Annotated in this window: 11 protein-coding genes; 3 read left to right on the plus strand and 8 right to left on the minus strand. The window is 66.5% G+C overall.

The genetic code is table 11. The features are described from left to right. Nucleotides 1–93: 93 nt before the first annotated feature. Genes dut through ubiE form a run of 4 tightly spaced genes read right to left on the minus strand, consistent with a single transcriptional unit; the run spans nt 94 to nt 4,380 of the window. Nucleotides 94–552 carry a dUTP diphosphatase gene (gene dut, locus I6F24_RS31515; RefSeq protein WP_225151984.1) on the minus strand — a complete coding sequence of 153 codons (459 nt, stop codon included), beginning with the start codon at nt 550–552 and terminating at the stop codon, nt 94–96. Continuing rightward, entirely contained in the window at nt 549–1,991 is a 1,443-nt protein-coding gene (coaBC, locus tag I6F24_RS31520; RefSeq protein WP_225151986.1) for a bifunctional phosphopantothenoylcysteine decarboxylase/phosphopantothenate--cysteine ligase CoaBC, read from the minus strand. Before coaBC ends, dut begins: the two co-directional genes overlap by 4 nt. Nucleotides 1,992–2,047: 56 nt before the next feature. After that, entirely contained in the window at nt 2,048–3,622 is a 1,575-nt protein-coding gene (gene ubiB, locus I6F24_RS31525) for a 2-polyprenylphenol 6-hydroxylase (protein WP_225142412.1), read from the minus strand. Continuing rightward, nucleotides 3,619–4,380: a bifunctional demethylmenaquinone methyltransferase/2-methoxy-6-polyprenyl-1,4-benzoquinol methylase UbiE gene (gene ubiE, locus I6F24_RS31530; protein WP_225151988.1), complete on the minus strand. Its 762-nt coding sequence runs from the start codon at nt 4,378–4,380 to the stop codon at nt 3,619–3,621. Before ubiE ends, ubiB begins: the two co-directional genes overlap by 4 nt. 81 nt (nt 4,381–4,461) lie before the next feature. Here ubiE and mutM point away from each other — a divergent pair, with 81 nt between their 5' ends. Next, a complete protein-coding gene (gene mutM, locus I6F24_RS31535) occupies nt 4,462–5,343 on the plus strand; it encodes a bifunctional DNA-formamidopyrimidine glycosylase/DNA-(apurinic or apyrimidinic site) lyase (protein ID WP_036009051.1) in 882 nt (293 codons plus the stop codon). 234 nt (nt 5,344–5,577) lie between these two features. Here the strand turns inward: mutM and I6F24_RS31540 are convergent, their stop codons facing one another. After that, nucleotides 5,578–6,321 carry a ParA family protein gene (locus tag I6F24_RS31540; RefSeq protein ID WP_225151990.1) on the minus strand — a complete coding sequence of 248 codons (744 nt, stop codon included), beginning with the start codon at nt 6,319–6,321 and terminating at the stop codon, nt 5,578–5,580. A 273-nt stretch (nt 6,322–6,594) separates the two neighbouring features. Further along, complete coding sequence (locus I6F24_RS31545; RefSeq protein WP_225151992.1) at nt 6,595–7,953, minus strand: serine protease; 1,359 nt, start codon at nt 7,951–7,953, stop codon at nt 6,595–6,597. Nucleotides 7,954–8,214: 261 nt separating this feature from the next. Between I6F24_RS31545 and moeB the strand changes: the two genes are divergently transcribed. Beyond that, nucleotides 8,215–9,018 (plus strand): molybdopterin-synthase adenylyltransferase MoeB, encoded by an 804-nt coding sequence (moeB, locus tag I6F24_RS31550; protein WP_225144095.1) that lies wholly within the window; start codon nt 8,215–8,217, stop codon nt 9,016–9,018. 9 nt (nt 9,019–9,027) lie between these two features. Here the strand turns inward: moeB and I6F24_RS31555 are convergent, their stop codons facing one another. Continuing rightward, on the minus strand, nt 9,028–10,035 hold the full coding sequence (locus I6F24_RS31555; protein ID WP_225151994.1) for an aldo/keto reductase: 1,008 nt from the start codon (nt 10,033–10,035) through the stop codon (nt 9,028–9,030). A 112-nt stretch (nt 10,036–10,147) separates the two neighbouring features. On the opposite strand from I6F24_RS31555, the gene I6F24_RS31560 reads away from it, so the two are divergent. Further along, the gene (locus tag I6F24_RS31560; RefSeq protein WP_225151995.1) at nt 10,148–11,059 is read left to right on the plus strand and encodes a LysR family transcriptional regulator; all 912 of its coding nucleotides are present in this window, start codon (nt 10,148–10,150) and stop codon (nt 11,057–11,059) included. Between the two features lie 3 nt (nt 11,060–11,062). On the opposite strand, the gene I6F24_RS31565 is transcribed toward I6F24_RS31560, so the two are convergent. Beyond that, nucleotides 11,063–12,064: a D-glycerate dehydrogenase gene (locus tag I6F24_RS31565; RefSeq protein WP_036009043.1), complete on the minus strand. Its 1,002-nt coding sequence runs from the start codon at nt 12,062–12,064 to the stop codon at nt 11,063–11,065. Between the last annotated feature and the right edge of the window lie 252 nt (nt 12,065–12,316).

Raw genomic sequence — 12,316 nt, forward strand, 5'->3', positions numbered from 1 at the left:
GATCGTGAACGCAAAGGCGGCCCCAAAAAAATGCGGGCCGCGCGGTTCCAAGGCGCGTGATTCTGCGGATGATTCGGCTGGAGTTGTCTTGGGTTAGCGCCCGGTAGAACCAAAACCGCCGGCGCCGCGGTCGGTCGACGACAATGTGGCGACGGGAACCAGCGCGGCCTGCAGCACCGGCGCGATCACCATCTGGGCGATGCGCTCGCCGCGCTTGATCACGAACGACGCGGTGCCGTGATTGATCAGGATCACCTTGATCTCGCCGCGGTAGTCCGCATCGATCGTGCCTGGCGAATTCAGCACGGTGACGCCGTGCTTGGCCGCCAGCCCCGAACGCGGCCGCACCTGCGCCTCGTGTCCCGGCGGCAAGGCGATGGCAAGGCCCGTCGGCACCAGCGCGTATTGGCCTGGTGCGAGCGTCATGGGCTCGTTGTCCGGCACCGCGGCCATCAGATCGAGGCCGGCGGCCTCGCTGGTCTGATAGGCCGGCAGCGGCAGGCCCTCAGCGTGGGCGAGGCGTTGCAGCTCGACGGTCACCTTCGTGCTCAAGATGCGGACTCCAGGGATTTGCCGCTCACGCTTTTCGCGATCTGCGCGACCAGTTCGACGGCGACCTGTTCCTTGGTCATCGGCGGCCAGGAATCAACTGCAATCTCGCCGTCCGGCGCACCGGTCTTGCGGCTGAGCAGGTGGACCGTGTTGCGGTCGCCGCCCATCACGCCGGTGGCGGGCGAGACGTCGTTGGCGACGATCCAGTCGCAGCCCTTGCGCGCGAATTTTGCTTTGGCGTTGTCGATGAGGTGCTCGGTCTCGGCGGCAAAGCCGATCACGAGCCTCGGGCGCTTGTCGGCGAGCTTGGAGATGGTGGCGAGAATGTCGGGGTTCTCGACCAATTGCAGCGGCGGCATGCCGGCCGCGGTTTTCTTCAGCTTCTGCTCGCCTTCATTGGCGACGCGCCAGTCGGCGACTGCGGCGGCGAAGATCGCGACGTCGGTGGGAAGCGCGGCCTTGACCTGCTCCAGCATCTGCCGCGCCGATTCGACATGCTTCACCGTCACGCCCGGGGGATCGTCGAGGTCGACCGGACCGCTCACCAGAGTAACCTCGGCGCCCGCGGCCTGTGCAGCGGCGGCAATGGCAAAGCCCTGCTTGCCGGAGGAGCGGTTGGCGATATAGCGCACCGGGTCGATCGCCTCATGGGTGGGACCGGCGGTGATCAGCACGCGCGTGCCCGCGAGCGGCTTCGGCGTCGGCGGCCGCAGCAGGCGCTCGGCGGCATTGGCGATCTCGATGGCTTCCGACATGCGGCCCGTTCCGGCTTCGCCGGCCTCGGCCATCTCGCCCGCATTCGGGCCGATCAGCACAACGCCGTCGCGCTGGAGCTGGGCGACGTTGCGGCGCGTCGCCGCGTTGCTCCACATCAGCGGATTCATCGCCGGTGCCAGCAGCACCTTGCGGTTGGTCGCAAGCAGGATGGCGCTGGCGAGATCGTCGGCATGACCGTTCGCCATCTTCGCCATCAGGTCGGCCGTGGCCGGCGCCACCACGATCAGGTCGCAATCGCGCGCGAGGCGAATATGGCCGGCATCGAACTCGCTCTGCGGGTCGAACAGGTCGGTATAGACGCGCTCATGCGACAGGGCGCTCGCGGCCAGCGGCGTCACGAATTGCTGCGCCGCCTTGGTCAGCACGCAGCGGACCTCGATGCGGCGCTCCTTCAGCCTGCGGATCAGGTCGAGCGACTTATAGGCCGCGATCCCGCCGCCGATGATCAGGGTGACGCTGACCTCGGGAACGGCGCCGCCTCGCTGCGGCGTCGGGGCGGCGGAGGGCACCGCAAACGGCGTCAGCGGCTCCTCGCGGCCCTCGATCAGCTCCCGCAGGATGACCCGGACCTCCTCTTCGACCGACCTGTGGTTCTTGGCCGAGCGCAGCCGCAAATAGGTTTTGACGGCGTCGTCGAGCTTGCGGATTGTCAGGCTTGCCATGACGCCCTCCGGCACGGAATGATAGCGATGCTATCACTCCAGTGATTGCAATGCAATCACAGATTCCGGACGGCGATCAGAATCCCGATGAAGGTCGCGGCGATGATCCAGAGCGCCACGGTGCGCCAGCGGTTCTTGCGGCCCTCGCTGCGTCCCATCGCCGCGATGCTCTCCGGCGACAGCCTGATGCCCTCCCGCGTCATGGTCTCGAGCTGCTCGAGCACCTTCACCGACCGCTCGGCGATCTCAGGCAGGCGCATCAAGACCCGCGCGATGTCCCCGGTCCCTGTGAGGGCGCCCTCGATGCGGCCGATCGGTCCGAGGTTGCGCTCGATCCATTCGCGCACCACGGGGTCGGCGATTCGCCAGATGTCGAGCTTGGGATCGAAGCCGCGCGCCACGCCCTCGACCACCACCATGGTCTTCTGCAGCAGGATCAGCTCGGGCCGCGTCGTCATATCGAACAGGCCGGTGACCTCGAGCAGCAGCGTGAGCAGCCGCGCCATCGAGATCTCTTCCGCCGTGCGGTTGTGGATCGGCTCGCCGATGGCGCGGATGGCTTGGGCAAAATTCTCGACCGAATGATGCGCGGGCACATAGCCGGCCTCGAAATGCACCTCGGCCACGCGGCGATAATCGCGGGTGATGAAGCCGAGCAGGATCTCGGCGAGGAAGCGCCGCTCCTTCATGCCGAGCCGGCCCATGATGCCGAAATCGACCGCGACGAGGCGGCCGGCGTCATCCAGGAACAGATTGCCCGGATGCATGTCGGCGTGGAAGAAGCCGTCGCGCAGCGCGTGGCGCAGGAAGCTCTGGATCACCTTGCGGCCGAGATCGGGCAGGTCGACCCGCGCCTCGGCGAGGCGCTTGTGATCGTTCAGCGCGATGCCGTCGATCCATTCCATCGTCAGCACGTTGTGCGTGGTGCGGTCCCAGTCGACGGCGGGCACGCGGAAATCGGGATCGTCGCGCGTGTTCTCCGCCATCTCCGACAGCGCGGCAGCCTCTAACCGTAGGTCCATCTCCATCGCGACCGAGCGCGACATGGTGTTGATGACCTCGATCAGGCGCAGGCGCCGCGCCTCGGCCGAATAGGCCTCAGCCTTGTGCGCGACGTAGAAGAAATCGGAGAGATCGCGGCGGAAGCGCGCGGCGACGTTGGGTCTCAGCACCTTGATCGCGACGGACTTGCGGATGCCGTCGCGCACCACCTCGCCGCGATGCACTTGCGCGATCGAAGCCGCCGCGACCGGCGGGCCGAAGCTCACAAAGATGTCCGTCAGCGGCCGTTCCAGCGAGGTCGCGATCGTGGCCTCGGCTTCCTGCTGCGGAAACGGCGGCAGGCGGTCCTGCAGGCTTTCGAGGTCGCGCGCCATGATGACGCCGACCACGTCGGGGCGCGTGGCCAGGAACTGGCCGAGCTTGAGATAGGCCGGGCCCATCCGCGTCAGCGCGCGCGAGATCCGCGGTCCCTGCTTGGCGCCACGGCGCTCGATGATGCGCGCCAGCTTCAGCGCGAGCTGTCCCGGCGGCGGCACCAGGCTCGGATCGACCGCGCCGAACACGCCTTCGTGCGCAAACACGAACGCGGCGCGGATCAGGCGCGCAATGTGGGTGACGGCAGAGATCACAAACGCCAGCCCGAATGCAATGCGACGATGCCGCCGGAGAGTGTCTGCCAGCTGACGCGGGCAAAGCCGGCCTCGCGGATCATGTCGGCGAAGGCGGCGGGCTTCGGAAATTTGCGGATGGACTCGACGAGATACTGGTACGATTCGGCGTCGCCCGTGACCATGCGCCCGAGCGGGGGGATCACCTTGAACGAGAACAGATCATAGAGCTTGTCGAGGCCGGGCATCTCGACAGTGGAGAATTCCAGGCACAGGAAGCGGCTGCCGGGTCTCAGCACGCGATAGGCCTCGCGCAGCGCAAGGTCGATCCGGGGCACGTTGCGGATGCCGAAAGCGATCGTATAGGCATCGAAGCTGCGATCGGCGAAGCCGAGCGATTCGGCATTGCCTTCGACGAAATCGACCTGGGTGTCCAGATGACGCTTGGCGGCGCGTTCGCGCCCCACGGCCAGCATGTCCGCATTGATGTCGCACACCGTGGCGTGGAAGCCGGGGCCGGCGGCCTTGGCGGCGCGGAACGAGATGTCGCCGGTGCCGCCGGCGACGTCAAGCAGCGCGAACGGCCGGTCGCCCCTCGGCGGATCCAGCGCGGTGATCAGGATGTCCTTCCAGACCCGGTGCAGGCCACCGGACATCAAATCGTTCATCAGGTCATAGCGCGACGCCACGCTGCGAAACACATCGTTCACCAGCGTCTGCTTGTCCCCGAGGGGAACGTCCCTGAAGCCAAAATGCGTGGTTTCGCCCGGCCGATCCATTACTCTACTCCACTCGGCGGACCATAGCCCGCCCGCCGCAATGGCGCTATCACACCGCCTTCATAAGGTGAATGCCCGACCATGCCTGAATTGCCCGAAGTCGAGACCGTCCGCCGCGGCCTTCAGCCTGTGATGGAGGGCGCGAAAATCCTCGATGCGGAGGCCCGCCGGCCGGATTTGCGCTTTCCGTTCCAGCCCGACTTCGTGGCCCGGCTCAAGGGGCAAGTCGTCACGGGCCTCGGGCGCCGTGCAAAATATCTCATGGCCGATCTCGCCTCCGGCGACGTGCTCTTGATGCATCTGGGCATGTCGGGCTCGTTCCGCGTCATCAAGCCGGACAACGAGGCTCAGCCAGGCGAGTTTCATTATCCGAAGGCCAAGGATTCCGCGCACGATCACGTGCTGTTTCGGATGTCCTCAGGCGCCGACATCGTCTTCAACGATCCGCGCCGCTTCGGATACATGAAAGTTATTGCGCGTGGCGCGCTCGAAGACGAGCCGCTGCTGCGCGGGCTCGGCCCCGAGCCGCTCGGCAACGAATTCGACGCCGCGATGCTGGCGCGCTCCTGCCAAGGCAAGACCACGAGCCTGAAGGCCGCGCTGCTCGACCAGCGCGTGGTGGCCGGGCTCGGCAACATCTATGTCTGCGAGGCGCTGCACCGCTCGCATCTGTCGCCGCGGCGCATTGCTGCGACGCTATCCACCAGGAAGGGCGAGCCGACGGATCATGCGCAGCGCTTGGTCGGCGCGATCCACACCGTGCTGAACGATGCCATCAAGGCCGGCGGCTCCAGCTTGCGCGACCATCGCCAGACCTCGGGCGAGCTCGGCTATTTCCAGCATTCGTTCAGGGTCTATGACCGCGAAGGCGAAAAATGCACGACGCCGCGCTGCGGCGGCACGATCAAGCGGTTCGTGCAGAACGGTCGTTCGACGTTCTGGTGCGCGAAATGTCAAAAGTGACCGTCGGGATTGCCGCAGCGTCGTAGCCCGGATGGAGCGCAGCGTAATCCGGGGCCGGCCTCTCCGCGGAGAGACCTTCCTGGATTGCGCTTCGCTTCATCCAGGCTACGGGAGCCCTCGCTACAACGCACGAGGCGAAGCAATCCGGCCGGGCTGGTGGCCGAACTGCTTCGTCGCTTGGGCCCGTTCACCGGATGGCGAAGAGCCCGACTGTCGTCCGAGCGATCGCCCCGCTCAGGACGCCAGTGCCGTGGTCTCGTCCGCCGCCTGTTCCGCAGCGATCTGCAGCATGCCGTGCGCAGCCGAGATGACCTGGTCGATCAGGACATTGGTGGTGGCTTCGAGCTCGAGCCGGGTCTCGATCCAGCGCCAGAGGCCGCGGATCTCGTCCGCCGATTTGCCGTTCGGCGCGAATTCACTCACGGCAAGGCCGCTCGCAAGCGCGTCCTGGTGATCGTTGCGCATCACGATCAGCGGACGCGCGAGCACCTCGGCAAGATCGAGCGCGGCTTCCTCGGCGAGCGCGGTCGCGGCGTTGTCGATGCGCTGTCCGCGGATCGGCGTCTGGTTGAGCACGAAGCTGTAAGGCCGCTTCCAGGCGCGGGCGACGCTGAGCGTCGAGACGGTCGCCTCGATGTCGGCGACGCTGGGACGGGCCGGGATCAGGCAGAGGTCGGAATGGCGGATCGCGGCGGTGGTGGCGGCGCTGAGGCCGGCGGCGGTGTCGACGATCGCGAGCTGGAGGCCGCTGTCGGCGAGCATCTTGAGACGCGGCGCGATATCGGCGGCGTGATAGATCGGCTCGACGACGAGATCGTCGCTAGAGCGGCGGCGCTGCCAGTTGGAGAGGGTGCCCTGCGGGTCGGTCTCGATCAGGCGGACGGTGAAGCCGGCCTGCTTGGCGGCCAAGGCGAGGCCGACGGCGAGCGTGCTCTTGCCGCTGCCGCCCTTTTGGGTGGCCAGTACGATCGTGTGCATTGAAGGTCAATCCTTTGGAGTGCTGGGTCAGGGATACGCCACGCGAACGTGCATCGCTTCTGGATGCTGAGCGCTTCTCGCTCAGGACGTGCCGGCCCGATCCAAAGGGGATCGCGGAGGTCCGAATCAACGGTAACGATGATGGCGGAATCGCGAATACCAGCGAATCCGTACCATTACCGGCTCCGTAATCGTACGTAAGGTGGCCCTCACGGCCGTGCCCCGGCTCTGCGCGGCAGCGCAAGCGCTGCAACGCGTCCAGGGGCACGAGACCTACTTGCGCACGCAGATCACGCGCACGACGGCGGCTTTGGCGTCGGTCGACGTGCCATTCGGGCTGACGCCCTTCGCCTTGAGAAACCCGCGCACCGCCTCGGCAGAGACCATCATCGCCTGTGATGCCGGCACCGACGTCGCGGGTCCCGCGACCACCGCCGGCTTCAGCAGCGCGATGCCGGCGAACTTGCCGTCGCCGTCGACGGCTGGGCTGCCGGAGAAGCCGACCGCTGGCGGCGGCGAGAGCGCGGAATTGCTGCTCATCGCCGGCGTCAACGCGGCCTTGAGGTTCGACACGGCGGCGGCGCCGCCCTGGCTTTGCGGATCGGCGATGCCGACGACATCGACATTGGTCTTCGCGGCCCCTCCGGCGAGGCTGAGCGGCCTCAGGTCGCGCGCGCCGTAGATGCGCAGCAGCGCGAGATCGTGCTCCTTGTCCTCGGCGAGACGGTCGGCGCTGCCATGGCCGGCGATCGTGATCGCAAGGCAGCCGTCGGTGACGAGGCGGTCGGTGACGATCGCGCCGTCCTCGCTGACGACGATGCCGGTGCCGTATTCAACGGTCTTGCGCGGCGGCGGCCCGGCCGGCGGTCCCGACGGAAACGCGTTGAACGCGCTCGACATCGCGATCACGACCGGCTCGACCGTATTCTCTGTCGCCTGGTCGTAGAGGATCGTCATGGTGCGGACCTCGTCACCCTTGAAGGTGCCGCGGACGTAGAACTTCTTCTGGCCCTGCAAGCCCGACAGCACGAAGAAATCCGGCTTCACCACGGTGTAATCGACCTTGCGGCCGGACGGCTCCTTCTCGAGATCGGCGAGCTTGGCCGAGGTCGGGCTCACTTCCTTGCGGCGGCTGAGAACCACCTGCACCGTCCCTGTCGGCGAGGTCCATTTCGAGCCGTTGGCGTCGCTTGCCTGCTGCGGCACCAGCTTGCCGGGAATGCCGAGCCGGGCGCCGCTGGTCGGCTCCGTCACGATCTTCCAGCCGACGCTCTCCTGCTTCTTGCGTGCCGCCTCAGTGAGCGCGGTGCGCTCCTGCGGATTGAGCACGCCGGTCGGCTTGCCGCCCGTGGCCTTCTGGTACTCCTTGATGGCGTTGACCATGCGCTCGCTGACGTCGCCGGTGATGGCGCCGTTATATTGTCCGACCCAGGCGAGGTCGGACTGGAGCGCCAGCCGCTCGGCTTTGGCCATGGCATCGGCCGTCGCGGACGGCGTCTGCATCGCAGGGGGCTTGACCGGAACGGTCTGGACCGTCTTCGGGGTGGCGCCTGGCACTTGGGGCGTCGTCATCTGGGCGTGCGCGCCCGTGGCAGCCGCCAACATCAGTGTTGCCGCAAGCATCGATCTCATGACAAATCCAGCCAGCCCGTTGAACGCCAAAACATTGAAAAGCATGCGATTGAAGCACATCTCGTTGGTCGCGAACAATGTTGCGGTGGTTCAGTGGCGTAGAGGCCGCGAGCTGAGATCCTCATCCTGAGGAGCGGCCTCGAGGCCGCGTCTCGAAGGATGGCCGCGGCGAAATCGGGACCTGCATGGTTCGAGACGGCGCTTTGCGCCTCCTCACCATGAGGGTTGAGAGCGGCGGCTTGGTAGGAGAGGCGTACGACGATGCTGAGCCCGGACGAACTCGAACGCTATGCCCGCCACATCGTGTTGCGCGACGTCGGCGGCCCCGGCCAGGCGGCGCTGAAGCGGGCCTCGGTGCTGGTGATCGGCGCCGGCGGGCTCGGCGCGCCCGCGCTGATGTATCTGGCCGCCGCCGGCGTTGGCACGCTCGGCGTGGTCGACGACGACGTGGTGTCGCTGTCCAACCTGCAGCGTCAGGTGATCCATACGACGCCCGATATCGGGCGGCACAAGGTCGAGAGTGCCGCCGAGCGGATCGCGGCGCTCAACCCACATGTCCGCTTCATCGGTCACGCCACCTGGCTCAACGCGGATAACGCGCTCGGCCTGATCGGCGATTACGACCTGGTGCTCGACGGCTCCGACAATTTCTCGACGCGCTATCTCGTTTCCGATGCCTGCTTCTTCGCCAAGCGGCCGCTGATATCAGCGGCGCTCGGCACCTTCGACGGCTCGCTGACCACCATCCGCGCGCATGAGACGAACGAGCAGGGCGAGTTCAATCCGACCTACCGCTGCCTGTTTCCGGAAGCGCCGCCGCCCGGCACGGTGCCGGCCTGTGCAGAGGCCGGCGTCATGGGCGCGCTCGCGGGCGTGCTCGGCTCGATGATGGCGCTGGAGGCCATCCGCGAGATCGTCGGCTTCGGCGACGGCCTCGTCGGCCGCCTCCTGATGATCGATGCGCGCGCGATGCGCTTCGAGACGCTGCGCTATTCACGCGATCCCGCCAATCCGCTCAACGGCGACGGGCCCGTGTTCGAGGATCTCAGCGTCCATCGCACCTGATCGCCGCGGTTACGCCGTCGCCGGCTTCTCGCTGTCGAGATGCGCCATATGCTCGGCCGGGTAGCGCGTGCCGGCCGCGATATTGGGTGGAAACGCCTTGGCCAGCGCCGCGACATGCACCGGCGTCAGCGTCACCTTCGTTGTGCCAAGCGCTTCGCTGAGGCGGTTGCGGGTGCGGGCGCCAACCAGCGGCACGATCGCGTTGTTCTGTGCAGCGACCCAGGCGATCGCAACCTGTGCCGGCGTTGCGCCGATCTCGTTCGCGATTGCGCGCAGCTGCTCCACCAGCGCGAGATTGGTATCGAGGTTCGCACCCTGGAAGCGCGGCGTCATCAGCCGGTAGTCACGGCCGGCCCTGCCTGAGTCCTTCGACCAGTGACCGCTGATCAGGCCGCGCGCGAGCACGCCGTAAGCGGTGATGCCAATGCCGAGCTCGCGGCAGGTCTTCAGGATATCGCGTTCGATGCTGCGCTCGATCAGCGAATATTCGATCTGGAGATCGGCGATCGGATGCACCGCATGCGCGCGGCGGATGGTGTCGGAGCCGACCTCGGACAGGCCGATATGCCTGACATAACCGGCCTTCACGAGATCGGCGAGACCGCCGATGGTCTCCTCGATCGGCACATTGGGATCGAGACGCGCGGGACGGTAGATGTCGACATAGTCGGTGCCGAGGCGCTGCAGCGAATAGGCGAGGAAGTTCTTTGTCGCCGCCGGCCTCGTGTCCATTCCCGCGAATTCACCGGCGGGGCCGCGCAGCGCGCCGTACTTGACGCTGAGCTGCACTTTGTCGCGCGGCACGTCCTTCAGCGCGTCCCGCAACAGCATCTCGTTGTGCCCCATGGCGTAGAAATCGCCGGTGTCGAGCAGGGTGATGCCGCCGTCGAGCGCCGCGTGCACCGTGGCGATGGCCTCGCCGCGATCGGCGGCGCCGTAGACCTCCGACATGCCCATGCAGCCGAGGCCGAATGTGGAGACGGTCGGGCCGGTTGAACCGAGTTTGCGCTGTTCCATGATGATCATCCTCGAAAAGGCGGCTGCGCCGCGTCACGAGGCCAGATATGAGCCAGAGCGATTGCGCTGATAAGCTGGACAATCCAGAACGACTTGTTCACATTGACGAACAATGGCCGAGCCCGATTTGCGCGATCTCGATGTCTTCGTGGCGGTTGCCCGCACCCGGAATTTCCGGCGCGCGGCGGTCGAAATTCGCGTGTCCGTATCGAGCCTTAGCCAACGGCTGCGGGACCTGGAGGAACGTCTCGGCGTGCGCCTGATGAACCGCACGACCCGCAGCGTCGCGCTGACCGAGGCGGGCGAGCTGCTGTTGTCGCGCGTCGCACCGGCGCTACGCGATGTCGGCGATGCCCTGGAGCAGGTCCGGGACCTGCGCGGGGTCGCCTCGGGCCGCCTGCGCATCAATGCGCCGCCGCCCGCGGTCGATCTGGTGCTGGCGCCGCTGGCCGGGCCGTTCCTGAGTGCCCATCCGCAGGTCGATCTCGACATCGTCAGCGAAAGCGGCTTCGTCGACATCGTGAGCGGGGGCTATGACGCCGGCGTGCGCTATGGCGAGCATCTCGCGCAGGACATGGTGGCGATCCCGCTGAGCGGCCCACAGAGCTACGTCGTGGTCGCTTCGCCCGGTTACATCGCGCGGCGCGGCAGGCCGAAGCATCCGAAGGACCTGCTCGACCATGATTGCATCCGCGCACGCTATTCGAGCGGCGTCATGCACGATCTGGAATTCGAGAGAGCCGGGCAGGTGGTGAAGGTCGATCCGCCGGCGAAGCTGATCTCGACCAATATGAATCTTGCGATGCGCGCCGCGCTCGACGGCGTCGGCATCTGGGCCACGCTCGACGGCTATGTTGGCGATGCCGTGAAGTCGGGCGATCTGATCAGCCTGATGGAAGAATGGTGCGAGCCGTTTCCAGGCCCGTTCCTGTATTATCCGAGCCGGCGCCAGACGCCGCCAGCGCTGCGCGCGTTCATCGATTTCGTTGCGGATTGGCGCAAGCGCGAAGGGCGCGGGAAGTAAACCTCAAAGCATGCTCGGCAGCACGCGGTCCGGCGGCTTGTGGGCGTCGAGGAAGGTGCGGATGTTGATGATCACCTTCTCGCCCATCTCGACGCGGCCTTCGATCGTGGCCGAGCCCATATGCGGCAGCAGCGTCACCTTGCCGGCTCTGGCGAGCCGCACCAGCTTCGGATTGACCGCGGGCTCGTGCTCGTAGACGTCGAGGCCGGCGCCGCCGATCTCGCCGCCTTCGATCAGCTTGATCAGCGTGTCCTCGTCGGTGACCTCGCCGCGCGCGGTGTTGACGATATAGGCGTCTTTGCGGATCAGCTTCAGCCGCCGCGCCGAGAGCAAGTGATAGGTCGCCGGCGTGTGCGGGCAGTTCACCGAGATGATGTCCATCCGCGCCAGCATCTGGTCGAGGCTTTCCCAATAGGTCGCCCCTAGCTCCTCGGCGATCACGGGGGCGACGGGACGGCGATTGTGATAGTGGATCTGCAGGCCGAAGGCGCGGGCGCGGCGCGCCACCGCCTGGCCGATGCGGCCCATGCCGATGATGCCGAGGCGTTTGCCTCCGATGCGGTGACCGAGCATCCAGGTCGGCGACCAGCCGGCCCAGGGCTTGCCTTCGGTCAGGATCGAGGCGCCTTCGATCATGCGCCTGGGCACCGCGAGGATCAGCGCCATGGTCATGTCGGCGGTGTCTTCGGTCAGCACCTTCGGCGTGTTGGTGACGGTGATGCCGCGGGCATGGGCGGCTGCGACGTCGATATTGTCGACGCCATTGCCGAAATTGGCGATCAGGCGGAGCTTGCAGTCGGGCTGGTTGACGACCTCGGCGCTGATGTGATCGGTCACGGTCGGAACCAGCACGTCGGCGGTGCGGGCGGCTTCCGCGATCTGCTCGGGCGACATCGGCGTGTCGTCGAGATTGATCCGCGCGTCGAACAGCTCGCGCATCCGCGTCTCGATCGAATCCGGCAGCTTGCGCGTCACCACGACGAGGGGCTTTTTCTTCACCGACATGTCCTGCTCTCATGAGACATCGCAGGCCGCCTCTGTCGCCAAAGGCCGGTCGTTGAGGCCTCATTAACCCGGTTGTTCGACACTGCCCTTGCCGTGTCCGTCCCCGGCGTTTCCTCCAAGCTCACCCGACATTTCCGGCCGGAAAATCGGGGCCAATTGGTTGCTCAAGTGCCCGTTCTCTCTAGCAGAAGGCCGGGCCAAGACAAGAACCACGGCTCAAGGCTTGGAACCCGCGTGGGGCGGGGAGAAGGG

The organism is Bradyrhizobium sp. BRP23, assembly GCF_020194135.1.
In the GTDB taxonomy this organism is placed as follows: Bacteria; Pseudomonadota; Alphaproteobacteria; order Rhizobiales; family Xanthobacteraceae; genus Bradyrhizobium; species Bradyrhizobium yuanmingense.